Source organism: Streptomyces sp. AC550_RSS872 (assembly GCF_019049285.1).
GTDB lineage: Bacteria > Actinomycetota > Actinomycetes > Streptomycetales > Streptomycetaceae > Streptomyces.
Genome location: NZ_JAGMUL010000028.1, coordinates 1 through 24,653 on the forward strand (window position 1 = coordinate 1; position 24,653 = coordinate 24,653).

Annotated in this window: 19 protein-coding genes and 1 tRNA gene; 7 read left to right on the top strand and 13 right to left on the bottom strand. The window is 71.7% G+C overall.

Annotation, left to right across the window (positions count from 1 at the left end; all coding sequences use genetic code 11):
• The 3 genes from KUM44_RS13990 to KUM44_RS14000 all read left to right on the top strand — a co-directional run.
• A partial coding sequence (locus KUM44_RS13990) for a PP2C family serine/threonine-protein phosphatase (RefSeq protein ID WP_217208180.1) occupies positions 1 to 1,063 on the top strand: 1,063 nt, incomplete at its 5' end.
• A gap of 97 nt (positions 1,064 to 1,160) precedes the next feature.
• Positions 1,161 to 2,507: a VWA domain-containing protein gene (locus KUM44_RS13995; RefSeq protein WP_217208181.1), complete on the top strand. Its 1,347-nt coding sequence runs from the start codon at positions 1,161 to 1,163 to the stop codon at positions 2,505 to 2,507.
• A gap of 125 nt (positions 2,508 to 2,632) precedes the next feature.
• A complete protein-coding gene (locus KUM44_RS14000; protein ID WP_217208182.1) occupies positions 2,633 to 4,123 on the top strand; it encodes an FHA domain-containing protein in 1,491 nt (496 codons plus the stop codon).
• Positions 4,124 to 4,209: 86 nt separating this feature from the next.
• Here the strand turns inward: KUM44_RS14000 and KUM44_RS14005 are convergent, their stop codons facing one another.
• Positions 4,210 to 5,196 carry a methyltransferase domain-containing protein gene (locus tag KUM44_RS14005; RefSeq protein WP_217208183.1) on the bottom strand — a complete coding sequence of 329 codons (987 nt, stop codon included), beginning with the start codon at positions 5,194 to 5,196 and terminating at the stop codon, positions 4,210 to 4,212.
• 146 nt (positions 5,197 to 5,342) lie between these two features.
• Here KUM44_RS14005 and KUM44_RS14010 point away from each other — a divergent pair, with 146 nt between their 5' ends.
• A complete protein-coding gene (locus tag KUM44_RS14010; RefSeq protein ID WP_062720712.1) occupies positions 5,343 to 5,747 on the top strand; it encodes a globin in 405 nt (134 codons plus the stop codon).
• Between the two features lie 23 nt (positions 5,748 to 5,770).
• Here the strand turns inward: KUM44_RS14010 and KUM44_RS14015 are convergent, their stop codons facing one another.
• The 3 genes from KUM44_RS14015 to ettA are packed head-to-tail and all read right to left on the bottom strand — an operon-like array spanning position 5,771 to position 8,535.
• Complete coding sequence (locus tag KUM44_RS14015; protein ID WP_217208184.1) at positions 5,771 to 6,439, bottom strand: hypothetical protein; 669 nt, start codon at positions 6,437 to 6,439, stop codon at positions 5,771 to 5,773.
• Positions 6,436 to 6,864, bottom strand: a complete 429-nt coding sequence (locus KUM44_RS14020; protein WP_217208185.1) for a thioesterase family protein — start codon at positions 6,862 to 6,864, stop codon at positions 6,436 to 6,438. Before KUM44_RS14020 ends, KUM44_RS14015 begins: the two co-directional genes overlap by 4 nt.
• Positions 6,865 to 6,870: 6 nt before the next feature.
• The gene (gene ettA, locus KUM44_RS14025; RefSeq protein ID WP_217208186.1) at positions 6,871 to 8,535 is read right to left on the bottom strand and encodes an energy-dependent translational throttle protein EttA; all 1,665 of its coding nucleotides are present in this window, start codon (positions 8,533 to 8,535) and stop codon (positions 6,871 to 6,873) included.
• 385 nt (positions 8,536 to 8,920) lie between these two features.
• Between ettA and KUM44_RS14030 the strand changes: the two genes are divergently transcribed.
• Positions 8,921 to 9,205 (top strand): hypothetical protein, encoded by a 285-nt coding sequence (locus KUM44_RS14030; protein WP_217208187.1) that lies wholly within the window; start codon positions 8,921 to 8,923, stop codon positions 9,203 to 9,205.
• Positions 9,206 to 9,342: 137 nt separating this feature from the next.
• Here the strand turns inward: KUM44_RS14030 and KUM44_RS14035 are convergent, their stop codons facing one another.
• The 4 genes from KUM44_RS14035 to KUM44_RS14050 all read right to left on the bottom strand — a co-directional run bounded on the left by KUM44_RS14035 (position 9,343) and on the right by KUM44_RS14050 (position 15,881).
• Entirely contained in the window at positions 9,343 to 10,764 is a 1,422-nt protein-coding gene (locus tag KUM44_RS14035; RefSeq protein WP_217208188.1) for a Cys-Gln thioester bond-forming surface protein, read from the bottom strand.
• A 261-nt stretch (positions 10,765 to 11,025) separates the two neighbouring features.
• Positions 11,026 to 11,505: a single-stranded DNA-binding protein gene (locus KUM44_RS14040; protein ID WP_217208189.1), complete on the bottom strand. Its 480-nt coding sequence runs from the start codon at positions 11,503 to 11,505 to the stop codon at positions 11,026 to 11,028.
• 491 nt (positions 11,506 to 11,996) lie between these two features.
• A complete protein-coding gene (locus tag KUM44_RS14045; RefSeq protein WP_217208190.1) occupies positions 11,997 to 14,270 on the bottom strand; it encodes a YfjP family GTPase in 2,274 nt (757 codons plus the stop codon).
• Positions 14,271 to 14,273: 3 nt separating this feature from the next.
• The gene (locus KUM44_RS14050; RefSeq protein ID WP_217208191.1) at positions 14,274 to 15,881 is read right to left on the bottom strand and encodes a dynamin family protein; all 1,608 of its coding nucleotides are present in this window, start codon (positions 15,879 to 15,881) and stop codon (positions 14,274 to 14,276) included.
• 320 nt (positions 15,882 to 16,201) lie between these two features.
• Here KUM44_RS14050 and KUM44_RS14055 point away from each other — a divergent pair.
• Positions 16,202 to 16,274 (top strand) — tRNA-Arg (locus KUM44_RS14055).
• 141 nt (positions 16,275 to 16,415) lie between these two features.
• On the opposite strand, the gene KUM44_RS14060 is transcribed toward KUM44_RS14055, so the two are convergent.
• The 3 genes from KUM44_RS14060 to KUM44_RS14070 all read right to left on the bottom strand — a co-directional run bounded on the left by KUM44_RS14060 (position 16,416) and on the right by KUM44_RS14070 (position 19,056).
• Entirely contained in the window at positions 16,416 to 16,862 is a 447-nt protein-coding gene (locus KUM44_RS14060; RefSeq protein ID WP_308402607.1) for a hypothetical protein, read from the bottom strand.
• A 317-nt stretch (positions 16,863 to 17,179) separates the two neighbouring features.
• Positions 17,180 to 17,824, bottom strand: a complete 645-nt coding sequence (locus KUM44_RS14065) for a response regulator transcription factor (RefSeq protein ID WP_217208192.1) — start codon at positions 17,822 to 17,824, stop codon at positions 17,180 to 17,182.
• Positions 17,809 to 19,056 carry a sensor histidine kinase gene (locus KUM44_RS14070; RefSeq protein ID WP_308402608.1) on the bottom strand — a complete coding sequence of 416 codons (1,248 nt, stop codon included), beginning with the start codon at positions 19,054 to 19,056 and terminating at the stop codon, positions 17,809 to 17,811. The genes KUM44_RS14065 and KUM44_RS14070 overlap by 16 nt, the downstream gene beginning before the upstream one ends.
• A gap of 176 nt (positions 19,057 to 19,232) precedes the next feature.
• On the opposite strand from KUM44_RS14070, the gene KUM44_RS14075 reads away from it, so the two are divergent.
• Positions 19,233 to 21,167, top strand: a complete 1,935-nt coding sequence (locus KUM44_RS14075) for a serine hydrolase (protein WP_217208193.1) — start codon at positions 19,233 to 19,235, stop codon at positions 21,165 to 21,167.
• A gap of 82 nt (positions 21,168 to 21,249) precedes the next feature.
• Here KUM44_RS14075 and sbnB read toward each other — a convergent pair whose 3' ends face one another.
• Positions 21,250 to 22,257 (bottom strand): 2,3-diaminopropionate biosynthesis protein SbnB, encoded by a 1,008-nt coding sequence (gene sbnB, locus KUM44_RS14080; RefSeq protein ID WP_217208194.1) that lies wholly within the window; start codon positions 22,255 to 22,257, stop codon positions 21,250 to 21,252.
• A gap of 56 nt (positions 22,258 to 22,313) precedes the next feature.
• Positions 22,314 to 24,554, bottom strand: a complete 2,241-nt coding sequence (locus KUM44_RS14085; RefSeq protein WP_217208195.1) for an MMPL family transporter — start codon at positions 24,552 to 24,554, stop codon at positions 22,314 to 22,316.
• Positions 24,555 to 24,653: the final 99 nt, after the last annotated feature.

Sequence of the window (24,653 nt, forward strand, 5' to 3'; positions counted from 1 at the left end):
CTCCCCCGCCTCCCCGGCCTCCCCGGCCTCCGGCGTCCGTTTCGACCGTCCGCCGCAGCCCGACGCGTACGCGCTGCCCGACGAGTTCACCCTTCAGGCGCCCGACCCGCGCGTGGCCCCCGCCGCCCCGCCGACCCCGCCGGAGGGCACCAAGGTGTGCGTGGCGTGCCGTGCGGGCCGCGTCGACCACGACGGGTACTGCGAGAACTGCGGGCACGCCCAGCCGCGCGAGCGCGACCACATGGAGCAGGACGCGGGTCCGGTCGCCGCCGTCAGCGACCGCGGGCTGCGCCACCATCGCAACGAGGACGCGTTCGCCGTCGGCAGCACCACGCTGCCCGACGGCCGGCCCGCGGTCCTGGCGATCGTCTGCGACGGCGTGTCCTCGGCGACCCGCCCCGACGACGCCTCGATGGCCGCCTCCCGGGCCGCGAGCGAGTCGCTGCTGGCCGCCCTGCCGCGCGGCGCGCACCCCCAGCAGGCCATGCACGACGCGATCATCGCCGCCTCGAACGCGGTCAACGCCCTGGCGGGCGAGCCGGCCACGATCCGCGAGCAGGGCCCCCACCAGAACGCCCCGGCCTGCACCTTCGTCGGTGCCGTGGTCACCGCGGGCCTGCTGGTCGTCGGCTGGGTCGGCGACAGCCGCGCCTACTGGGTCCCGGTGGACCGCAGCACTCCCCCGGCCCGGCTCACCGAGGACGACTCCTGGGCGGCGCAGATGGTCGCCGCGGGCCTGATGAACGAGGCCGAGGCGTACGCCGACGAGCGCGCCCACGCCATCACGGGCTGGCTCGGCGCGGACGCCTACGAACTGGAGCCGCACACCGCGTCCTTCAAGCCGGACCGCCCGGGTGTGGTCGTGGTGTGCACGGACGGGCTGTGGAACTACGCGGAGGCGGCCGAGGACATGGCCGACGTCGTGCCGCTCGACGCGGCCGTACGCCCCCTGCACAGCGCGCAGGTCCTCGTCGGTCACGCGCTCGACGGCGGGGGCCACGACAACGTAACAGTGGCCGTCCTGCCGTTCCCGGCACCGCCGATGGGGGCAGGATCGGCCTGAGGCCGCATCGCGGGGACGGCCTCAGCGGACCGGAGGGGACCGGTCCGTCGACAGCCATTGCCCCACCACGGGGTGTTTTAGGGGGATTTGAGAACGCATGGCCAATTTCTCGAAACCAAGCGTGCCGCAGTTCTCGGTGGACGTGTACCAGAACGAGTACCTGCCGGAGGGCGGCCGCGAGGTCAACGCGATCGTCACGGTGACCTCGACCGGCGGCGGCACGATCGGCAGCGCGGTCGCCGCGCCCCACCTGTACGCGCCGGGCCAGGGCCCGTCCGCGGCCGTGGCGGTCATGGTCGACTGCTCGGGCTCGATGGACTACCCGCCGACCAAGATGCGCAACGCCCGCGACGCCACGGCCGCCGCGATCGACACGCTGCGCGACGGCGTGCGCTTCGCGGTGGTCGGCGGAACACACGTGGCCAAGGAGGTCTATCCCGGCGGCGGCCGTCTGGCCGTGGCCGACGCCTCCACCCGCGAGCAGGCCAAGCAGGCGTTGCGCCGGCTCGGCGCGGGCGGCGGCACCGCCATCGGCACCTGGCTGCGCCTCGCCGACCGTCTGCTGTCCTCCGACGACGTGGCGATCCGGCACGGCATTTTGCTCACCGACGGCCGCAACGAGCACGAGTCGCCCCAGGACCTCAGGGCCGCACTCGACGCCTGTGCCGGACGGTTCACCTGTGACGCACGCGGCGTGGGTACCGACTGGGAAGTGAAAGAAGTCACAGCAATCGCCTCCGCCCTGCTCGGCAGCGCCGACATCGTCGCCGACCCGGCCGGTCTCGCCGCCGACTTCACGCAGATGATGGAGACGGCGATGGGCAAGGAGGTCGCGGACGTCGCCCTGCGGGTGTGGACGCCGGTGGGCACCACCATCAGGTTCGTCAAGCAGGTCGCGCCCACGGTCGAGGAGTTGACCGACCGCCGCACCGAGGCCGGCCCGCGCGCCGGGGACTACCCCACCGGCTCCTGGGGAGACGAGTCCCGTGACTACCACGTCTGCATCGAGGTTCCGGCCGCGAACCTCGGCCAGGAGATGCTCGCCGCCCGCATCTCCCTGGTCGTCCCGCAGCCCGACGGCACCACCCGCAACCTCGGCGCGCAGGGTCTCGTGCGGGCCGTATGGACCGAGGACATGGTCGCCTCGACCTCGATCAACCCCCAGGTAGCCCACTACACCGGCCAGGCCGAACTGGCACAAGCCATCCAACAAGGCCTTGATCTTCGCAAGTCGGGCGATATCGATGGAGCAACGGCCAAACTGGGCCGTGCGGTTCAGCTCGCCAGCGCCTCCGGAAACGCGGATACGGCGAAACTCCTTGCGAAGGTGGTGGACGTGGTCGATGCCGCGACGGGTACTGTGCGACTGAAGGCGAAGGTCGCGGAGGCCGACGAGATGACTCTCGAGACACGGTCGACAAAGACTGTTCGTGTAAAGAAGTGACCGAGTAGTGCCTTGGCAGTGCCCAGTAGTGCCCTAGCAAGACCCTGAAAAGCAGCGAGCCTGACCCCCTGGGGGTTGGAGAAATCCGGTCGAAGCGGCCGGAAAGGAGAGGGGGAAGCGCCGACATGCCGACCTGCCCGAACGGACACCAGTCGGGTTCCGACGACTGGTGCGAGGTCTGCGGTCACCGCATGGCCGGTGCCGTTCCTCCGCCCCCGCCACCACCGCCCCCGCCCGGTGGCGGCTACGGCTTCCCGCCGCCCGGCGGCCCCGGTGGCCCCGGTCCGGGCCCCGGCCCCGGCGGTCCGTTCGGCGGCCCGAACGCCGGCCAGCCGGGCGGCCCGCCGCCCGCGTCCGCCGTTCCGGAGCCGCAGCTCTGCCCGCAGTGCCGTACGCCCCGTGAGGGCGGTGCGCCGTTCTGCGAGGAGTGCCGGTGGAACTTCCTGACCAACACGGCGACCTCGTACACCCCCGCCGCCCCGCGCCAGCCGGCCCCCGGCCCGGGCCCGGGCGGCCCGTTCCAGCAGCCGCCGGGCCCCGGTCCGTCGTACGGCGGCGGTGACTCGTACGACTACCAGAGCTCGCGTCCGTCCCAGGTGAACCGCCCGGCCGAACCGATCCCGCCGTTCGGCGGCGAGCCTCAGGGTCCGGGAGGCCCTGGCGGGCACGGCGCTCCCGGCGGACCGGGCGCTTTCGGTCCCGGCCCAGGCAACCCCGGTGGCCCTGGGGGCCCCGGCAGCCAGGGCGGTTTCGGTCCCGGCCCCGGCGGTCCGGGCAACACCAGCCCTGGCGGTCACGGTGGTCCCGGCGGCCCTGGCGGTCCGGGAGGCAACGGCCCCTCCGGTGGCTTCGGCGGCGACCCCTCCCGTCCGGTTCCGCCGCCGCCCGGCCCCACACCCCCCGGCGGTCCCGGTGCGACCGGCGGCCTTCCGCAGGGCTTCATGCAGGGCGCTCCGGCCGGCCCGCCGGCTCCGCCCGCCTTCCCGCAGGAGACGAACCGTCCGCAGCAGGGCGGCCCGTCCTTCGGCGGCGGTGACGACGACTGGGTGATCTCCCCGCCGTCGTCCGGTCCCGGTGCCCCGGGCGGTCCCGGAGGTGCCCCGGGCGGTCCCGGTGGCCCCGCGCAGGGCGGGTACGGCTACCCGCAGCCCGGCGCCACCCAGGCCCCGCCGCCGCCCGGCCCCGCCTTCCCGCAGCAGCAGCAACAGCCGCTGACCTGGATGGCGACCATCGGCCCCGACCGCGAGTACTTCATGGCGATGATGCAGCGCTCCGGCCCGGAGGCCGCGGGCCTGAACCTGCCCGCGTACTCGCCCGAGCAGCAGCGCACGCTCAACGGCAACCAGGTCACCATCGGCCGTCGCCGCCACTCCACGGGCGACACCCCCGACATCGACCTGTCGGTGCCGCCGGAGGACCCGGGCGTCTCGCACCAGCACGCGGTCCTGGTCCAGCAGCCGGACGGCACCTGGGCGGTCGTCGACCAGAACTCGACGAACGGCACCACGGTGAACGGCTCCGAGGAGCCGATCCAGCCGTTCGTGCCGGTGCCGCTTCAGGACGGCGACCGGGTGCACGTGGGCGCCTGGACGACGATCACGATCCGACGCGGCTAGATCTGTCGGTCTCCCGATACCGGGCGATACCGGGAGGGGGCGGTCGTACGGCGAGAAAGTGTCGTACGACCGCCCCCTCCCGCGTCTCAGCCGGGCAGCGGCCACGCGTACGGCCCCTCGGGGTCGTCCAGCCACGCCCACTCGTGCTCGCCGCGCACCGTGATCCCGTATCGCTCACGCTGCGGCTGCCCCTCGCGCTCCCACAGCGCGTACGCCTCCTGCGGATCGAGGCTGCCGCGGGTCAGGGCCAGCAGGAAGCGGAACAGTTCGTGCTCCCTGGCCCGGCGCGGCAAGCCGCCCACCTGTACGGCCTCCGGTTCGGACCGGGTGCCGCCGCGCAGCGGCACGAAGTAGGCGGGCGTGTGCAGGAAGCGTCCTTCGGCGTGCTCGGCGTCCCGGACGACGAGGGCGATCAGGCCGGTGGCGAGCGGGGTCAGGATGCGGGCGCCGGGACGGCACTGGGCGAGCCAGGGGCGCGGGATGGACGGCAGGGTGCAGGTGGCGATGATGCGGTCGAAGGGGGCGCGCTCGGGCACACCGCGTGCGCCGTCGCCCGTGACGACGACGGGGTGGTACCCGGCCGCCTCCAGGTGCCGCCGCGCGGACTCGGTGATCTCCGGCTCCAGGTCGACGGTGGTGACGAGGTCGTCGTCGCCGAGCCGGTGGGCGAGCAGTGCGGCGTTGTAGCCCGTGCCGGCGCCGATCTCCAGGACCCGGTCGCCGTCCCGCACCTCCAGCGCGACCAGCATCATCGCCATCAGGGACGGCTGGCTGCTGGAGGAGAGCAGCTCGCCGTCGCGCAGCCGGGTGGCGAGCGGGGTGTCCGCGTAGGCGCCGCGCACCCAGCGCTCCCGCGCGGCCGGGTCGGGGCTCTGGCCCCAGCGCCGCTCGTAGCCGCCGACGACGCCCACGTAGTAGTACGGCACGAACAGATGCCGTGGCACGGCGGCGAAGGCGTCCCGCCACACGGGATCGTCGGCCCAGGCCCCGCTCAGGTCGATCTCCCGCACCAGCGCGGCCCGTGCCGAGGCGGCGAGGTCGTCCAGGTCCCTGTCGAGAGCGTGCGCGCTCATACGTCCACTGTCCTGCGGGAGACGACGGGAGGCGAGCGCCTCGCCGGACGATCCGGCTGATCCCGACGGTGCGGGGGATCGCGGGGTCCCGGAGCACTGGTCCTAAGCCTGGAGTCCTCGGCCGCCGCGTCTGAGACCATGGACGGGTGAATGAGATTCGGCGCGGCACGCTTCAGGAGCAGACCTTCTACGAGCAGGTCGGCGGGGAGGAGACCTTCCGCCGCCTCGTCCACCGTTTCTACGAGGGTGTCGCCGAGGACCCGATCCTCAAGCCCATGTACCCCGAGGAGGACCTGGGCCCGGCCGAGGAGCGCCTCACCCTGTTCCTGATCCAGTACTGGGGCGGCCCGACGACGTACAGCGAGAACCGCGGCCACCCCCGGCTGCGGATGCGCCACGCCCCGTTCACCGTGGACCGCGCGGCCCACGACGCCTGGCTGAAGCACATGCGGGACGCCGTCGACGAGCTCGGCCTCTCCGAGGAGCACGAGCGGACGCTGTGGAACTACCTGACGTACGCGGCGGCGTCGATGGTGAACACGGCGGGCTGAGCCGGCCGGTGTGATCCCGGCGGTCAGCGGATGCTGACGTCCAGGGCGCCGAGCCCCGCCCGCCGTACCGCGATCGACCCGTACGGCGTGCGCAGCCGCAGCCACGCGCCGCACGAGAGCAGCGCCGGCTCCCCGCCGCCCCGCAGGAATCCCAGTGACTGGGCGGCGTGCACGGCCCGCACGGGCAGGTGGGTGTCTCCGACGGCCCGGGACCAGATCTCGCGCCCGATCCGGTCGAGTTCGGCCCGGGTACGCCGCTCGGGCGCCAACTCCTCTGTACGGGACCGGAATTCGGCGATCCCGACGCCGACCATCGCCCGCAGGGCGTCGGGCGCGGGCAGCCCCGGCACCGGCTGCCAGCCGCCGCGCGGCGGGAGCACCCCGGCCCATGGCGGCCCGGTCACGGCTTCGGGTACGAGGGCGGTGGCCGCCGACTCGTCGACGGACTCCAGCAGTTCACCCGCGGAGACGGTCACGTCCAGTGTGACGTCGAGCCCGTTCTCGTACGGCTTCGCCAGCCGTACGGCGCGGATCGCCAGCACCTCGAAGGACGGCGGCCGCCCGAAGACGGCGAGTGCGGTGCCGGCCGCCTGAAGGCGCACCGCGGCACCACGGTCGTAGTGGAGCAGTCGGGAGAGGAAGGCCGCGAGGTCCGCCGCCTCCCCCTCGTCGGCGAGGTGGAGCACCGTCATGCGGCGACGGCCTTCTCCTCGTCGGCTCCGTCGGCCACGTCGTCCATGTACTCCCGGAGGAACTCCTTCTCCTCCGCGGTGAGCCGACGCGGCCGTGCCGCCTCGAAGTCGAACGGCACGACCACCGTCGAGGCCCGGACATAGACCAGGTCGTCGTCCTTCACCTCGTAGGTGATGGTGAAGGACGCGGCCCTTATCTCACTGATCCACAGCTCGATGTCCACCGGGTGGTGCCGGTGGACGAGCTGCCGCTTGTAGTCGATCTCGTGGCGCGCCACCACGGACCCCTGCTTGAAGTCCTTCTCGGGACGGAACAGGAAGTCGATACGGGCTTCCTCCAGGTAGCGGAGGAAGACCACGTTGTTGACGTGGCCGTACGCGTCCATGTCCGCCCAGCGCAGTGGGCAGCGGTAGATGTGGCGCAAGATCGATCAGCCCCGGGTCAGCTTCTTGTAGGTGGCACGGTGCGGACGGGCGGCGTCCGGACCGAGCCGCTCGATCTTGTTCTTCTCGTAGGACTCGAAGTTGCCCTCGAACCAGAACCACTTGGACTCGCCCTCGTAGGCGAGGATGTGCGTGGCGACCCGGTCGAGGAACCAGCGGTCGTGGGAGACGACCACGGCCGCGCCGGGGAACTCGAGCAGCGCGTTCTCCAGGGAGCCGAGCGTCTCGACGTCGAGGTCGTTGGTCGGCTCGTCGAGGAGCAGCAGGTTGCCGCCCTGCTTGAGGGTGAGCGCGAGGTTGAGACGGTTGCGCTCACCACCGGAGAGGACACCGGCCGGCTTCTGCTGGTCGGGGCCCTTGAAGCCGAACGCGGATACGTAGGCCCGCGACGGCATCTCGACCTGACCGACGTTGATGTAGTCGAGCTCGTCGCTGACCACGGCCCAGAGGGTCTTCTTCGGGTCGATGTTCGCGCGGCTCTGGTCGACGTACGAGATCTTGACGGTCTCGCCGACCTTGATGTCGCCGGAGTCCGGGGTCTCCAGACCCTGGATCATCTTGAAGAGGGTGGTCTTGCCGGCGCCGTTGGGGCCGATGACGCCCACGATGCCGTTGCGCGGCAGCGTGAAGCTGAGGTCGTCGATGAGGACCTTGTCGCCGAAGCCCTTGGTGAGGTTGGAGACCTCGACGACGATGTTGCCCAGACGCGGGCCCGGCGGGATCTGGATCTCCTCGAAGTCCAGCTTCCGCATCTTGTCGGCCTCGGCCGCCATCTCCTCGTAGCGGGCGAGACGGGCCTTGGACTTGGCCTGCCGCCCCTTGGCGTTCGACCGCACCCACTCCAGCTCTTCCTTGAGCCGCTTGGCGCGCTTGGCGTCCTTCTGGCCCTCGACCTTGAGACGGGTCTGCTTGGTCTCGAGGTACTTGGAGTAGTTGCCCTCGTAGCCGTGGAGGCGGCCGCGGTCGACCTCGCAGATCCAGCCGGCGACGTTGTCGAGGAAGTACCGGTCGTGGGTCACGGCCACGATGGTGCCCTCGTACTTGGCGAGGTGCTGCTCCAGCCAGTTCACCGACTCGGCGTCGAGGTGGTTGGTGGGCTCGTCGAGAAGCAGCAGGTCGGGGGCTTCGAGCAGCAGCTTGCACAGCGCCACACGCCGCTTCTCACCACCGGAGAGGTTGGTGACGGCCCAGTCGCCGGGCGGGCACCCGAGCGCGTCCATGGCCTGCTCGAGCTGAGCGTCGAGATCCCATGCATTCGCATGGTCGAGCTCCTCCTGGAGCTTGCCCATCTCGTCGAGCAGCGCGTCGGAGTAGTCGGTCGCCATCAGCTCGGCGATCTCGTTGAACCGGTCGAGCTTGCCCTTGACCTCGGCGACGCCCTCCTGGACGTTCTCCAGGACGGTCTTGTCCTCGTTCAGGGGCGGCTCCTGGAGCAGGATGCCGACGGTGTACCCCGGCGACAGGAAGGCATCGCCGTTCGACGGCTGCTCCAGCCCCGCCATGATCTTCAGAATGGTCGACTTACCGGCACCGTTCGGGCCGACCACACCGATCTTCGCGCCGGGCAGGAAGTTCAGCGAGACGTCGTCAAGGATGACCTTGTCGCCGATTGCCTTGCGCGTCTTGCGCATGGTGTAGATGTACTCAGCCAAGAGAAACCGTCCGGCAGCTTGAAATCAGGCAGTGGGCAGATACACCCCATCTTGCCGGATCGCCACCCCTGGGGGGAAACCAGTATGGGTGAGCGCCCATGACCTGGACGTTCGCCGACCGCGCCGGTAGCTGACCTGCCACTGAGTGTCGCAGCGATCGAGCGGCCCCAGGTGCTCCCCGGCCTGATCTACGAACCCGCGCCGTAGAACCTGGCCCCGCACCCCTTGCCGATGGGCGGGGCCCACCAACTGGGTTTCGTGTGTGACACGCCGATGATTCCCGGCGCGCCATCAGGACATATAGGAATTTTTCACATTACCCTCTCGTAACTGTACGAAGTCGATCTCTCACGGATCGCACCCACCTCACTCCTTCGGAGATGACATGCACAAGCTTCGCAAGGCTGCCGTCGTGGTCGCGGCCATCGGCACCGCCGGGCTCCTGGGCGCCGGGACGGCCACGGCCGACGGTCACGGTGGCAAGGGCGGGGACAAGGTCAGCGTCCTGCAGAGCTCCAACTGCAAGTCGCACGACCTGAACGTCGACGTCCTCGGCCAGGTCGGCATCCTCAACGGTGCGCTGGGCAGCGCGCTCAACGGCGAGGGCGACCCGGGCGCGCAGGCCACCCACATCGGCTCGACCATGGGCTGCGACAACAGCGCCTGGTAGGTCAAGCTCGGAGCGCGGCCTCTCGCCGCGTCCCATGCCGTATTGCCGGTGGAGTACGGACCGTGACGCACGGTCCGACACCAGGGGCCTGATCCGCGGAACTGGATCAGGCCCCTGGTCTGGCGTCAGCCCCGGTCTCAGTCCTGCGTCGGCAACTGCTTCTTCCGTACGACGACCAGCGCCGCGCCGCCGATCACGACCAGGCCGATGGCGATGCCCGCGATCAGGGGGGTCATGGTGGAGCCACCGGTCGCGGCGAGGTTGGTGTCGTCGGACCCCGTGCCGACCGTGGCGGGGCTCGGTTCGCTGAGCGTCTGGGTGGCGTCGCCCGCCTCGTCGGCCTCACTCACCTGCGTCTTGCAGTCCAGCACGCCGGTGAACCGCTTCTTGAAACCGCCCGGCCCCTCGATGGTGAAGTCGTAGGCCTGGTCCTCTTGCAGAGGGATCGTCACCGTCTGCGACTCGCCCGCGGGGACGCTGTAGTCGACCCCGAGCAGCTCGAAGTTGAACGACTCGGTGCCCTCGTTGGCCGCGGTGATGTCGACGCCGCCCTTGGCGCAGTTCTCCGCCGCCGACAGCGCGGGTATCGCACCGCTCTTGGCCCAGGTCGCGGTCGCCGTCGCCGAGACGGTCGACTCGCTGGAGCCGGCCAGGATCTGCGTCTGGCTGCGGCTCTCGGCGGCGAAGGCACGGCCCACCGGCACCGTCGTCGACGCCTGCACGGTCAGCTCCGCCTGGCCGTCCGCGGCGTCCTCGGGCACCTCGAAGAAGACCTGGCTGCCGTCCGCGGCGGACGTGACGGCCCCACCGTCCTTGTCGACGATCCGCACTCCGCTGGTGGCGGCGTCCGCGGGCGGCGTCACCGTCGCGCTGCCCGCGTTGGTGTGCACCGTCACCGGTCCGAGCCGCTCGCCGGGGTGGCCGGAGACCGCGGGCGGGTCGAGCGTGAGCGAGGCCTGGGGCTCCGCCACGCTGCGCGCGTTCTTCTCCAGATAGTCGGCGAGTTGCTCGGCCTGCGGGTCGACGGCATCGACGTCCACCCCGTCCGAGTAGCGCCAGATGGCCACCTGGGTGCCGGCCGCCGCGTCCTGCTCGGTGAGGCCCCCCTTGACGCCCGCCTTGCCGGCGAGCGCCGCGAGGTCGTTCACCTGGGGATAGGAGTTCTGGAGGATCCAGCGGATCCTGCCCGCGTCCTTGTTGGCCCCCAGCGAGGTGCCGCTCCAGGGCGTCTCGTGGTAATTGGCGTCGCGCTGCGTGGGGTTGTGGATGTCCACGCAGTACGTCTGCAGCATGCCGCCGCCGTCGACGGACATCTCGAACAGGCCTGCCGAGATCTCCTGGTCGCCGGAGTCGGCGTGGACGACCGCGGCACCGTGAGTCTTCAGGCCGCCTATGGTGGCCGTCGCCCCGCCCTGACCCCACGCCGCCTCGTCGGCCGCGGCCGGGCCGGCGCCGGACAACACCGAGGCGGCGGCGAGCCCGGACACCAGGGACGCGGCGGCGACACGGGCCACCTTTCGCCGCCTGTGAACCGACAGCGCAGAGAACGCAGCAAACACAGAATTCCCCTTCGAGCAGGACCCGTTGACATGGGGGGAACGGTCCCACCAGCAGAATCAGAAGCCCCGAGAGCTACGTCCGGCATCCTAGGTACGCGACGCACCACGCTTCCCTGGGATCCCGTCGGAGGGCCGATCCGACTCGGAATCGTTATCGCCAAGATCCCTTGCGAGCAGGGCTTATCGACAAATCCACCGGGGTCGTTCGGAGCGCATTCGCCGATAAGCCGCAGTTCGGTCAGCCCTGTCAGGTGACTGACGTCACGTCACCGCCATGGGTTCCTGGGCTTGTTGGACGTCGGCGCCCGCGTCCGCCTCCGCGGGTGGTGTCTCCCAGTCGGGTTCGGGTTGCGCGGGTGAAGCGGCGATGGCTCCCGCCTCCGGCCTCGGGGCGCGCCGGAACGCCGAGGTGCCGCGGGCGAGGTCGTGGCCGATCGCCGTCGCGTCGATGTCGGCCGAGGTCCAGCTCTGCCCCTCGCGCACGTCCGAGCGCACCTTCAGCCTGCCCTGCACCACGACGGGATCGCCCACGTTCAGCGAGCCGGCGGTGTTCGTCGCGAGCTGCCGATTGGCCCACACCGTGAAGAAGTTGGTGTGTCCGTCGGTCCACTCGTTCTTCCCGCGATCCAGATAGCGCGAGGTCACCGCCAGCCGGAAGCGCGCGGACGGCCCCGTCGCCAGCTCCCGGTACACCGGCTGCGTCGCCACGTTGCCCACCGCGCAGATGATCGTCTCGTTCATCTCGAACCCCTCCCTCGCCCGGCCGCTCCCGGCGGGCGGATACGCGTACGGGCCCGTCCCGTACGGCTGCGTCCGGCATGACGGCCGCGCAGCCAGGTAGGCCCTGGTGCGCCGCCGTCATCGCGATCGACCGCGTCCGTCGCGATCACCGCGAAGCCAGACTGCCTCCGTCGGGCCGAGCCCGCTGAGCCCTGTGGACCACCGCTCGCCTGTGGACATCTCCGCCACTCGAACGGGTGACCAACGCTCCGCCGACCAGATCGGCTCCCTGGTCGCGGGCGGCCTCCCTGGTCGCGGGCGGCCTCCCTGGTCGCGGGCGGCCTCCCTCGTCGCGGGCGGCCTCCCTCGTCGCGGGCGGCCTCCCTCGTCGCAGGGCCCCCTGGGGCGCAGGTCAGGTCCCTGGGTCACAGGTCAGGCCCCTGGGGCACAGGTCAGGCCCCTGGGTCACAGGTCAGGCCCCTGGGGCGCAGGTCAGGCCCCTGGCCGTAAGGTCACCGCGCCGCCGACCCCACCCCCATGACCCGCCCGTATTGCTCCCGGACCTCCCGGTACCGCAGCAGCTCCGCCGCCACAGGGTCCAGCACCCGGGCCCGTCCGCAGCCGGCCGCCGCCTCCCGCAACCGGCGTTCCGCGTCCAGGCCGTACCGTCTGGCGGGCCCTCGGGCCGCCATCCGGCAGCCCCACTCGACCAGCGGACCGCCGGCGATGCCGGCCACCATCAGCAGCACCGGCACACCGAGGTTGGGCGCCATGACCCCGACGATCTGGCCCACCAGCCAGAGCCCGCCGATGACCTGAAGGATCGTCATGGACGCCTGGACCAGGACGGCCGCCGGCCACCAGCCGGGACGCGGCGGCCGCCCGGGCGGCAGTCCGGCCCGGGCGGCCAGCTCGTCCAGCGCCTCGGGCAGCCCCTGGGCACCCCGTACGGCCGCCTCGCGCACCGCCTGCGCCCACGGTGTGGGCAGCCCCGCCGACGCCTCGTCGGCGACCGTCCGCACGGCCTGTTCGACGCGCTGCCGCGCGGTGGCCTCCTCGTCCGTCTGGGTCCGCAGGGACAGGCGCCCCGTCGGGGGTTCGCCCCGGTCCTGGTACCAGCGCCACAGCCGTAGCCACGGAGTCCCGCACGCGCGGTTGGCGTTGCGCAGCCAGGCCCGCTCGGCGGCCTCGCCCGCGGCGGTGGCGCCGATGGCGTCCGCGAGCCTGGCGGAGAACTCGTCCCGCGCCTCCTCGCTGAGCCCGGTCCGCCGCCGCGCCGCGTACACCGGCCGCAGCTTCCACCCGGCGGCGTCCACGTCGGCCGAGATCCGGCGCGCGGCCGCCCCGCGCTCCGCCACGAACTGGCCGAGCGCCTCCCTCAGATCGCCGACGCCGTCCCCGGTGAGCGCGGACAGCGCGAGCACGACGGCGCCCGGTTCGCCGTGCTCGCCCAGCGCGATGCCGTCCTCGTCGAGCAGTCGCCGCAGATCGTCGAGGACCTGGTCGGTGGCCTCGCCGGGCAGCCGGTCGATCTGGTTGAGGACGACGAACATGATCTCGGCGTGCCCGGCCATGGGCCGCAGATAGCGCTCGTGCAGCACGGCGTCGGCGTACTTCTCGGGATCGACGACCCAGATGACCGCGTCGACGAGCGCCAGGACGCGGTCGACCTGCTCGCGGTGCTGTACGGCCGCCGAGTCGTGGTCGGGCAGGTCGACCAGGACGAGCCCGCGCAGCTGCCCGTCCGCGGCCGCGTTCTGCGCGGGCCGCCGGCGCAGCCGTGGCGGGATGCCGAGCCGGTCGATGAGGCCGACCGCGCCGTCGCTCCAGCTGCACGCGAGGGGCGAGGCGGTCGTCGGCCGCCGTACGCCCGTCTCCGAGATGGTCACTCCGGCAAGCGCGTTGAACAGCTGCGACTTGCCGCTGCCCGTGGCGCCCGCGATGGCGACGACGGTGTGCTGCCCGGACAGCCTGCGCCGGGCAGCCGCCTCGTCGAGCACCCGGCCCGCCTCGGAGAGCGTCCTGTTGTCGAGCCTGGTGCGCGAGAGCCCGACCAGTTCACGCAGCGCGTCGAGCCGGGACCGCAGCGCGCCGTCGTACGCGAGCGGCGTCACGACCTGCGCCCCGGAAGCGCGCGGCTCCACGATGGCGGGTTGCTCCGGAGCAGCGGTTTCATTCACCCTCCGTGCGATCAGCCCGTCGTCCCAGGGGGACGCGGATTCGGTACCGGTGGGGGAATCCGCACCGGTGGAGGAGTCCGTACGAGCGGGGGATTCCGTACGAGCGGGAGATTCCCTACGTCGGGCGGTGTCGTCACCCTTACGGCCCCCCGAGTGGCGGTCGCCCTCACGCGCGGGCGCGTCCCCGCCCGTACGGCCGCCGTTGGAATCAGAGGCGCCCCTACGGCCCCCGGGCTCAGGGACAGCGACACGCGCCTGTACGTCGCCGCCCTCACGGCCACCGGAGTCGGGGACGTCCACGCGCGCGGGCGTGTCGTCGTTCTCCCGGTCCTCCACGCGCGCGTGGTCGTCGCCCGCGCGGCACTCCTGTTTCGCCAGCTTCCTCCAGAGCTTGCGCATCTCCGGCTCCTCGGCCGCTGCGGATTCCTCGCCCTCGCCGGGCTCTCCCTCCGCGCGGTCGCCCGCCAGGGGGGAGCCGTTCTCGGAAGCGCCGTCCGCAGGGGGTGCGCTCACCGGGACGTGGTGCTCGCGTTCGTCGCCCTTGGTGGCGCCGTCCTCCTGCTGATCGGCGTGTTCCGTGTGGTCCTGGTCAGTGACGGCAGTCACCGGTCACCTCTCCTTCTGCAGTACGGACAGCGCGGCGATGAGTTCGGCCTGGGGTTCGGGGTGGACCTCCAGGGCGTCGAGCGGGGCGAGCCGTCGCTCGCGCTCGCTGTGCATGACCCGGTCCAGGTGTTCGGTGAGCAGTCGCCCGGCCCGGTCGCGCAGCCGCAGCGCCCCGTGCGCCCCGATCCGCTCGGCGAGCCCCTCGCCCGCGGACCGCGCCCGGCGTCCGCCCAGCAGCGCGGTGGCGACGAGTGCGGTGACGACCTCGGAGTCCGGGGCGACGCTGCGGTCGAGGACGCTGACCTCGTCCTCGGCGTATTCCTCGAGTTCCCTGCGCCAGCGCCGTACGGCCACGCCAATGCGGTGCTCGACGCTCGCCGGCCGTGGATCACGGCCCGTCAGTTCGGGGGCGGCGGCGGCCGGTTCGCGCCGCCAGGCGTCGTCGACGCGCTCGTCCGCGGCGGTGACGGCACACAACAGGAGGGTGCTGAGGCTCTCCACCAGCGAGTCGAGAAGCTCGCCGGCGGTGCTGTCGAGGGGGAAGGCGCGCCAGCGTTTCAGCGCGTCCCCGGCGAGCACGGCACCGGCTTGCAGCCGGCTCCGCACGCGCGCGTACTCGCTGTCGTACGCACTGTCCACGGCGCCGGTGAGCCGCAGTGCCGCCGCGTACTGGGCGGCGGCGGCGTTGGCGAGCTCGGGCATGCGGACCTTGAGGGAGTCGAGGAGGCCGTGGGCCGTACGGGCGACGGCGTGCTCCCGCGCCCCCGGGTCCTGGGCCTGCTGACTGAGCCAGGTGCGCAACGGCGCCACCGCCGTGGCCGGCAACAGCCCGCCGCCCCAGGCCGACTCGGGCAGTTCGGGCACGGTGAAGCGGGGTACGTCGCCGAGGCCGGCCTTGGTGAGGAGCGCCCCGTACTGCCGGGACACCTCGGACACGACCTGGTGGGGGACCCGGTCCAGAACGGTCACCAGGGTGGCGTCGTACTCCTTGGCGGTGCGCAGCAGATGCCAGGGGACGGCGTCGGCGTAGCGCGCGGCCGTGGTCACCATCACCCAGATGTCGGCCGCGCAGATCAGTTGCGCGGCGAGGACGCGGTTGTCGGCGATCAGGGAGTCGATGTCGGGCGCGTCGAGGAGGGCGAGGCCGCACGGCAGCGTGTCGGCGGTCTCGACCCGCAGTACGCGCGCGGAGTCCTCGGCGGACAGCATCAGCTCGTCCGCCGGATCGTGTTCGGTCACCCACACGCGCGTGAGGTCGGGCAGGACGCGCATCCCGCTGAACCAGTGATGATCCTCGGGATGGCAGACCAGCACGGGGTTTCGCGTCGTCGGCCGCAGCACGCCCGCCTCGGTCACGCGCCGGCCCACGAGGGAGTTGACGAGCGTCGACTTGCCGGCGCCGGTGGATCCTCCCACCACGGCCAGCAAGGGCGCTTCGGGCTCCTTCAAGCGGGGCACCAAATAGTCGTCGAGCTGCGCGAGCAGTTCGTCACGGTTGGCACGCGCGCGTGGCGCCCCCGCCAGGGGCAGCGGGAAGCGTGCAGCCGCGACACGGTCGCGCAGGGCGGAAAGTGCGTCGAGCAGCTGAGGCCGTACGTCCAAGGTCACCACATGCGAAGAATGCCCAATTTTAGGGGAATTCTGAAGCATATGAGCATGTCTGCGCGCCGACGGGACACAAGGGATGGAAGGGACGACTGGGACACAGGCACAGTCCGGGCATAACGAGTGCACAACACCCGGTGCGCGAGAGGCCAAAAGCGGTGCACGATTCGTACCTGCCTGCGATTATCAGGACCGCTTCACCGAACCTCCACATCGAGCCACGGAGGCGAAGCAGCAGGGACACGGATGCGGGAGCCCTATCCTTGTCTCCGGCATCGTCACGGGTCAGCCCCACCAGGGCACCACGACCGAGGCCACCACAACCGGCCCCCGTAGCTCAGTGGATAGAGCAGGCGCCTTCTAAGCGCTTGGCCGCAGGTTCGAGTCCTGCCGGGGGCGCACACACCCTCTCCCTGCGGAAACGCGTGAGGGGGTCTTTGATGTCCGGGTGCGCATCGCTGTGAGACCAAGCGCCTTGCCTGCCCACGATCGCGGCCACCCCCGACATCGGGGTTGCAGTTCGCGCCGACGGACACCTGGCTACCCCTCCTCGTCGTCCAGCACCGGGGCGGCCGCGCGTGGGTCCATGAGGTTGGACCACGCCTGTTCGGCCGGGAGCAGGTCCCGCTCAGGCAGGGCGTACTCCGGACGGAACCGGTGATCCGGACGGCGAGGTAGGTCTCGTGGCCGTCGTCCGCCCGCACCGTCCTCGCGCCGACCCGCCGCGACCAGCCACGGCAGGCCGGCGTCCAGCCATACCGCGCCGCGCCACCGCTGCACCTTGGCCTTGAACAGCACATGGTCGTCCACGGACCGAATGCGTTCGTGCTTGGCGTCCTCGTCCACGAACTGCTCGGACGGCTTGGCCGGCACCGGGTGGTCGATCTCGTCCAGCGGCGCCGTGACCGGCGGCACCTCGATGCCCAGATCCTCACGCAGGCAGCGCAGCGTCGGGCGGGCCGGGCGCAGAGGGCCGGGGCCGCTCACTCCCCGATTCCCAGGACCGCGTCGATCCCCTCCGTGGTCAGTCCGGCGCGCGCCATGCGCGAGGCGGTTCTGGCGGAGCCGCCGCAGACGGCTGCGAGCGGAAGCGGCGGGGCCCGGTCGCCTGCCTGAGCCGGCGGGATCCGTCGGTGAGCCACTTCGGCTGCCTGAGCCGGCGGGACCCTGTCGGTGAGCCACTTCGGCTGCCTGAGCCGGCGGGACCCTGTCGGTGAGCCACTTCGCCGACCTGGTGTGCAGCACTTCGCCCGCGTACGCGGCGCCGGTTCGGGCCAGTTGCCGGTCGGCAGGCGCAGACCACCTCAGCCCAGATACGTCAGCACCGCCAGGACCCGCCGGTTGTCGGCTTCGGAGACCGGGAGGTCGAGCTTGGTGAAGATGTTGGATGTGTGCTTGATGACGGCGCGTTCGGTGATCACCAGGTCCTGCGCGATGGCGGCGTTCGAGCGGCCCTCGGCCATCAGCGCGAGGACCTCGCGTTCGCGGGGCGTGAGGCGCGAGAGCGGGCCGTCGCGGTGGGAGTCCTTGGCGAAGAGTTTGGCGACGACGTCGGGGTCCATCGCCGTGCCGCCGGCGGCGACGCGGCGTACCGCGTCCACGAAGCCGTCGGGGTCGAACACCCGGTCCTTGAGCAGATAGCCGATGCCTCCGCTGCCGTCGGCGAGGAGTTCGCGGGCGTAGAGCTGCTCCACGTACTGCGACAGGACGAGGACCGGCAGGCCCGGCACCTGGCGGCGGGCCTCGAGCGCGGCCTGCAGGCCCTCGTCCGTGAACGTCGGCGGGAGCCGGACGTCGACGACGGCGACGTCCGGCTTGTGGGCGAGCAGGGCCTCGAGGAGTCCGGGCCCGTTGTCCACGGCGGCGACCACCTCGAAGTCGTACGACTGGAGGAGGCGGACGAGGCCGTCCCGCAGCAGGAACAGGTCTTCGGCTAGGACAACGCGCACGGCAGCTCCATGGTGAGGGTGGTTCCCGTACCTTCCTTGCTGTTCACGGCCAGGACCCCGTCGAAGGCGGCGAGCCGGCGCTCTATGCCGCGCAGCCCGGTGCCGCGCGAGGGGTCGGCGCCGCCCCGGCCGTCGTCGATGACCTGGCCGCGCAGCGCGCCGCCCTCGTACCAGAGGTCGATGCTCACGGTGTCGGGCGCGGCGTGCTTGGCGGCGTTGGTGAGGGCCTCGGCGACCGCGAAGTACATCGCGGACTCCACGGGCGCCTCGGGGCGGCCGGGCAGGTCGGCCTGGACGGTGACGTCGAGCGGGCTGTCCATGGCGAGGGCGCGCACCGCGTCCGCGAGGCCGCGGTCGGCGAGCACCGGCGGGTGGATGCCGCGGACGAGGTCGCGCAGTTCGGTGAGCGCGGCGGCGGAGGCCTTGCGGGTGTCGGCCAGGATGGCGGCTACGGCCTCGGGGTCCTTGGCGAGCAGCTGCTCGGCGACGCCCAGGTTCATGCCGAGGGCGACGAGCCGGGCCTGCGCTCCGTCGTGCAAGTCCCTTTCGATACGGCGCAGTTCGGCGGCCGAGCTGTTGACGGCGTCGCTGCGGCTGTCGGTCAGGCGGCGCACGCGCTCGGTGGTGCTGGTGGGGGCGAGCAGCGTACGGGCCAGGGCGGCGTGGGCGCGCAGCGCCGCGGGCGCCACGGCGAGGCCGCCGAGGAGGCACACGAAGCCGAGGGCGGCGGCGTACCAGGCGGAGATCAGGTCGCTGATCTCGACCCACAAGTAGTAGTTCTCGCCCGCGTCGGCGATCGGCCGGTAGATCGCGGGCATCAGCATGCCGCCGAGTCCGCCGACGGCCAGCGCGAACGGCATCAGGGCGAGCACCACGCCGGCCACCGGGTTGACCAGCATCCAGGCGAGGTCACGCCAGGTCGCGGGGTCGCGGATCACCCAGTGTGTGCGCCGCATCTGCCCCTTGAGGCCGGGGGCCGCGGCGGGCTCCGGCAGATACGGCTCGGGGACCGGGCTGCCGGACCAGTGCCCCGCCGTCCTGCGGGAGGTGTTCACGACCGCCCGTACGGCGACGGCGAGCGCGGGCACGAGCAGCACGCCGAGGCCGATGCCGAGCAGCGAGACCGCCGTCACGAAGAGGCAGAACAGGACCAGCTCCGCGATGGCGAGGCCCAGGACGGGCAGCCCCCTGCCGATGGAGCGGATACCGGTGCGGATGATCTGGATGTTCACGGTCGTCCCATTCCCCTCTGCGCACGGCACGCTGCCGTGGTGCTGCCCCGATTCTTCTCGGCCTGCGGCCGGCGCACACGGGATATGTGTCCCGTGTGCGGTGGTGTACCTAGGTCCCCCTCCGGACGCCACCGAGGTGCCTTTTCCCACCGCATCGTCCCGGCTTGACTTGATCCATGACGATGCGACTGCGACTGCGACAGCGACGGCAGCTGCGGCTGCGGCTCCTGCTTCTTCCGCTCTGCGTGCTGCTGCCCCTGCTTCCGGTGGGCGGCGGGATCGCTCAGGCGGACACCGGTTCCTCCTCCGCAGCGGGCACCACCACCCTGTCCGAGGAGATCGACTCCCTCGTCCGCAGGCAGCTCGCCGACCACCGGATCCCCGGCGCCTCCGTGGTCGTGGTCGAGGGCGGCCGGCCGGTGCTCACCAAGGGGTACGGAGTCGCGGACACCGCCGCGAAGACACCCGTGGACCCGGAGCGCACCGGGTTCTTCATGGCCTCCGACGCCAAGCTGTTCACGGCGGTCGCGGTCCTGCAGCAGGTCGAGCAGGGGCGGCTCGACCTGCGGTCCGACGTCAACCGCTACCTCAAGTCGTTCAAGATCAGGGACAGTTATCCGGGCCACCCGGTGACCGTACGCGATCTCCTGACGCACACGGCGGGCTTCGACAACAACATCATCGGGCGGGCCGCCACCCGCCCCGAGGACGTCCGCCCCCTCGGCGAGAGCCTCGCCGCGCACCAGCCGCGCCGGGTCCGGCCGCCGGGCGAGGTCGCGAGCTACGACAACTACGGTGTGGCGCTTGCCGGTTACCTGGTCGAGACGGTGACGGGCACGCCGTTCGCCACGTACGTGGACCGTTCGATCGTACGGCCGCTCGGCATGGACCGGACGAGCTTCGCGCAGCCGCACGCCCCCGCGGTCGCGGCAGGTCTCGCGCGGGGCCACCGGCCGGACGGCGCCGGGCAGCAGGTGCAGAACGGGCAGTACGGCGACTGGTCGCCGACCGGCGCGGGCGCCGTGACCACGGCGGCCGACATGGGGAAGCTGCTGCGCGCCCTGCTCGATGAGGACGGCGGTCCGATCCTGACCGCGCGCTCCAACGGGGCCTTGCAGAAGCGCCAGTTCGGCAACGACGAGCGGCTGCCCGGCCTCGGGTACATCCTCGAGGAGCGCGGCCGCGGCGGGCAGCGGATGCTGGTCAAGGACGGCGATCTGCCCGGCTTCCACGGCAATCTGGCGCTGCTGCCCGAGCGGGACGCCGCGGTGTACGTCGTCTACAACGGCGACGGCGAGAACGGGCGCGCCGCCTACGCGGGCCAGGAGGTGGCCGACCGGCTCGCCGGCCACTTCGGAAGGCCCGCCACCGTGCAGCGCTCGACGTCGCTCGCGGATGTCGCACGGTACGAGGGTGACTACCGCTCCACGCGCACCAGTTCCTCGGAGCTGACCCGGGTCAGCGCTCTCATCGGTTCGGTACGGGTGAGCGCCGGCGAGGGCGCGACGCTGACCACGACCGGGCTTTCGCGCGACCCGGACGCCGCCGAGCGGCACTGGGTGCAGCTGAGCCCGGGTCTCTTCCAGGAGAAGGGCGGCCAGGACCGTATCGCCTTCGACGGCGGCCGGCTCGTGAGCGCGTCCGACGCCTCCGTCGCGTACGAGCGGCTGCCCTGGTACCTGTCCCCGACCCTGCACCAGCAGGCGCTGCTCGGTTCGCTCGCGGTCCTCGCCCTGACGGTGCTCGCGCTGCCGGTGCTCGCGGTCGTACGCCGCCGCTCGCCGGGTGCGCCCGCGGGGGCGCGCGCCGCCAAGCTGCTCCTGTGGACGTCCGGGGCGCTGATCACCGCGGCGACGGTGTGTTTCCTGCTGCTGTCCGCCGATCCCAACGCCCTCAACCGCACGATCATCGTGGGCGATTCGGCCCTCCTGACCGCCGTGCCCGCGCTGACCGGTGTCGCGCTGGCCACCACGTGCGCGATGGTCGTGTGCGCGTTCCTCGCCTGGCGGCGGCGGTGGTGGCGGGTGTCCGGCCGGCTGCACTACACGTGCAGCACGCTGGCCGCGCTGGTGTTCCTCGGGGTGTGCGCCTCGTACCGGCTCGTGGGGTAGCACGGTGGCTCCTTCGTCGGACGGAAGGGCCCGGGCAGGAGAGTGTCCTGTCCGGGCCCTTCTGCATGCGGATGGGCGGGGGTTACCAGCGCGTGGTCTCGCCGAAGAAGTCCGCGATCTCCACGGCCTCGCCCGACGCCCGTGCCGTGCGGAAGACATGCAGCCCGACCGCGAGGTCGAGGACGCCGAGGCCGAACGGCGAGAAGATCACCGGCTTGTCGCCGCCGGTGGTCACCTCTCCCCTGATGAACTGGGCGAGCGTGCCGGTGACGAAGTGCCGGTCGCCGTACTTCTGCTCGGCGAGGTGCGGCGAGGTGTTGGCCTTCATGCAGTGCTCGACGTCGTCGAGGATGTTGTACGCGCCCGCGATCAGCTCCGGGCCGATGTCCCGCAGCGAGATGTTGAGGACGACCTGGCCGGGAGCGAAGGCCCCCGGGTCGAGGATGTACGGCTCGGCGGCGGTCGTCGCGAGGACCACCACGTCGGCGCCGTCGACGGCCGCGGCGAGGCCGGACTCCGTGCCGGCCGGGTAGCCGAGCGCGGTGGTGGTGTGGGTGGCGAGCGCGGAGCCGTACTCCTCGTTCTTGTCGTGCACCGTCACCGAACCGACCTGCCAGTCACGGGACTTGAAGAACTCCAGGATGTTGCGGGCGATGATGCCCGCGCCCACGACGGTCAGCTTGCCGGCGGTGCGCCCGCCGGTCAGCTGCTCCGCGGCGAGCACCGCGGACGCGGCCGTACGGGCGGCGCTGATCTGCGAGGCCTCCAGGCAGGCGAAGGGGTAGCCCGTCTCGTAGTCGTTGAGCAGCAGGGCGGCCGACGCACGCGGGATGCCGCGCTCGATGTTCGCCGGGAAGCTGCTGATCCACTTGATGCCGGAGACGTCCGCGCCGGCACCCAGGTGCGCGGGGAGCGCGATGATGCGGGCGTCGGGCTTCTCGGGGAAGCGCAGGAAGTAGCTGTCGGGGTTCACCGAGTCGCCCGCGTGGTGCGCGAGGTAGGTGTCGCGGACGACGTCGACGATGTCCTGCCGACCGGCTCCGATGATCTCCCGTGCGGTCTTGCCGCCGATGACGCTGAACTCGTACATGGAAAGAGGTCCTTGAGGTCGTGTGAGCGGATACGGGGGCGGCGGCTTCGCGCCGTTCAGCGGCGTGCGAGCGTGGGGTCGGCCGCAGCGGGGACGGTGTGCTCCCGCGCGGGGGCCGGAGCCGGCTGCTCCTCGCCGTGCGAGAGCTGCGGCAGCCACTTCAGCCAGCCGGGCAGCCACCAGTTGGAGCGGCCGAGCAGGGCCATCACGGCGGGCAGCAGCACCGCGCGTACGAGGGTGGCGTCGAGCAGGACCGCCACGGCAAGGCCCACGCCCAGCTGCTTGAAGTCCTGCATGGACAGCGTGCCGAAGACCGCGAAGACCGCGACCATGATCAGGCCGGCGCTGGTGACGACCCCGGCGGTGGAGCGGATGCCGTGGGCGACGGCCGCGCGGTTGTCGACGCCCTGGTCGTAGGCCTCGCGGATCCGGGAGACCACGAAGACGTGGTAGTCCATGGACAGGCCGAACAGGACCACGAAGACGAACAGCGGCATCCAGGACTCGACCGCGCCGACGGCCGTCGTGCCGACCAGTTCGTCGCCCCAGCCCTTCTGGAAGACCGCGGTCATCACGCCGTAAGCGGCCGCGACCGAAAGGAGGTTGAGGACGATCGAGGTGATCGCGATCACCGGGGAGCGGAAGCAGAGCAGCATGAGCAGGAAGCTGATGCCCATCACGAAGGCGAAGACGGGCACGATCGACGACTTCAGCTGGTCGTTGTAGTCGGTCGAGAAGGCGAGGTCGCCGCCGACCGGTGCCTGGTTCGCGGCGTCCTGCTTCAACGTGGCCGGGATGATGTCGTCACGCAGCTGCTGGAGGGCGCGGACCGAGGTGGCGTTGCGGCCGTCGCCGGCGAGCGGTGCGTTGATCACCGCGATGTTCTCGTCCTTGTGGACGGTCACCTCGATGGGGTTCTTGACGTGGCCGGAGGCCAGGGCCTGCTTCTTGAACTCGTCGATGGCGCCGGTGGCTTCGGCCGAGCCGACGTCGCCGGTCTTGAAGACGATCTGGGCGGGTGCGGGTGCGCCGGGGAAGACCTTCTCGATCCGCTGGGCGGTCTGCGCGGTGACGTTGTCGGCGGGCAGCAGCTGGTCGAAGCCGAGCTTCTCGGTCTTCATGGACAGCGCGGGCGCGGCCAGGGCCAGCAGGAAGGCGACCCCGAGTACCGCGAACAGGGCGGGCGCCTTGAGGACCGCGCCGAGCAGCCTGCCCGGCTTCTCGCCCATGGTGCGTACGCGCGCCTTGCGGCGCAGGCCCGGAATCCGGCCGGCCTCGATCCTGTCGCCCAGCATCGCCATCACGGCGGGCAGCACTGTCATGGAGCCGAGCACCGCGATCAGGACGACCTCGATGGTGGCGATGGCGAAGCCCTCGAACACCGTGAGGCCGGACAGGAACATGCCGGCCATGGCGACGGCCACGGTCAGACCGGAGATGAGCACCGAGCGGCCCGAGGTCGCGGCTGCGATCCGCAGCGCGGTCTCCTTGTCGCGGCCCGCGGCGCGCTCCTCGCGCTCGCGGCGGATGTAGAAGAGGCAGTAGTCGACGCCGACGGCGAGGCCCATCAGGAGCAGCACCGAGCTGGTCATCGAGTCGACCGGGACCAGCTGGCTGGAGAGCGCGAGCAGGCCCATGGCGGCCACACACGCGGTGATCGCGAGGATCAGCGGCAGTACGGCGGACAGGAGCGCGCCGAACACGACGAGCAGGATGCCGAGCGCGACGGGTACGGCGGTGAACTCGGCGCGCGTGAAGTCCTCACCGAGCGAGTCGTTGATGCCCTTGAGACCGCTCGCGGCGCCGTACTGGCCGAGCGTGACGCCCGTGTGGGCCTCGTCCGCCTTCGCCAGCGCGTCGACGAGCGGCTGGATGCGGTCGGCGGCCGTGTCCGGGTCGCCCTTGACGGCGAACTGGACGAGGGCATCGTGCTTGTCCTCGGAGACCGCGCCCGTGTTGTACGGGTCACCGATGCTCTGCGCGAGTCCGGTGCCGTCCACGGCGGTGATCGCGTCGGCGACGGCCTTCTTGAACGCGGGGTCGTCGGCGGTCAGTTCACCGCTGTGGACGAGGACCATCTCGGGCGCCGGGGTCTTGATGCCGGCGTCGACGAGGACGCGGGCGGCGCGGCCCGACTCCCCCGTGCCGTAGTCGGCTTCCGTCAGGCTCTTCTGGCCCGCCAGACCGCCGAGGACCGTGAGCGCGATGACGGCGAAGAGCCATCCGAAAAGTGCGGTCTTGCGGTGCCGGGCGCTCCAGGCGCCCAGTGAAGCCGCCAGATTTCGTTGCCTTGCCATTACCTCTCCCAGTGGGACGTCTGCGGGGACCATCGATCAGCGACGTTCCTCACTGTAGATTTCGGCGCTCCTTGGACTCCCCCTTCCCATATGTCAGTT

Coding starts and splice junctions, on each gene's coding strand:
- KUM44_RS13995 (WP_217208181.1), top strand. CDS start 1,161: ATGGCCAATTTCTCGAAACCAAGCGTGCCGCAGTTCTCGGTGGACGTG.
- KUM44_RS14000 (WP_217208182.1), top strand. CDS start 2,633: ATGCCGACCTGCCCGAACGGACACCAGTCGGGTTCCGACGACTGGTGC.
- KUM44_RS14005 (WP_217208183.1), bottom strand. CDS start 5,196: ATGAGCGCGCACGCTCTCGACAGGGACCTGGACGACCTCGCCGCCTCG.
- KUM44_RS14015 (WP_217208184.1), bottom strand. CDS start 6,439: ATGACGGTGCTCCACCTCGCCGACGAGGGGGAGGCGGCGGACCTCGCG.
- KUM44_RS14030 (WP_217208187.1), top strand. CDS start 8,921: ATGCACAAGCTTCGCAAGGCTGCCGTCGTGGTCGCGGCCATCGGCACC.
- KUM44_RS14040 (WP_217208189.1), bottom strand. CDS start 11,505: ATGAACGAGACGATCATCTGCGCGGTGGGCAACGTGGCGACGCAGCCG.
- KUM44_RS14075 (WP_217208193.1), top strand. CDS start 19,233: ATGACGATGCGACTGCGACTGCGACAGCGACGGCAGCTGCGGCTGCGG.
- sbnB (WP_217208194.1), bottom strand. CDS start 22,257: ATGTACGAGTTCAGCGTCATCGGCGGCAAGACCGCACGGGAGATCATC.
- KUM44_RS14085 (WP_217208195.1), bottom strand. CDS start 24,554: ATGGCAAGGCAACGAAATCTGGCGGCTTCACTGGGCGCCTGGAGCGCC.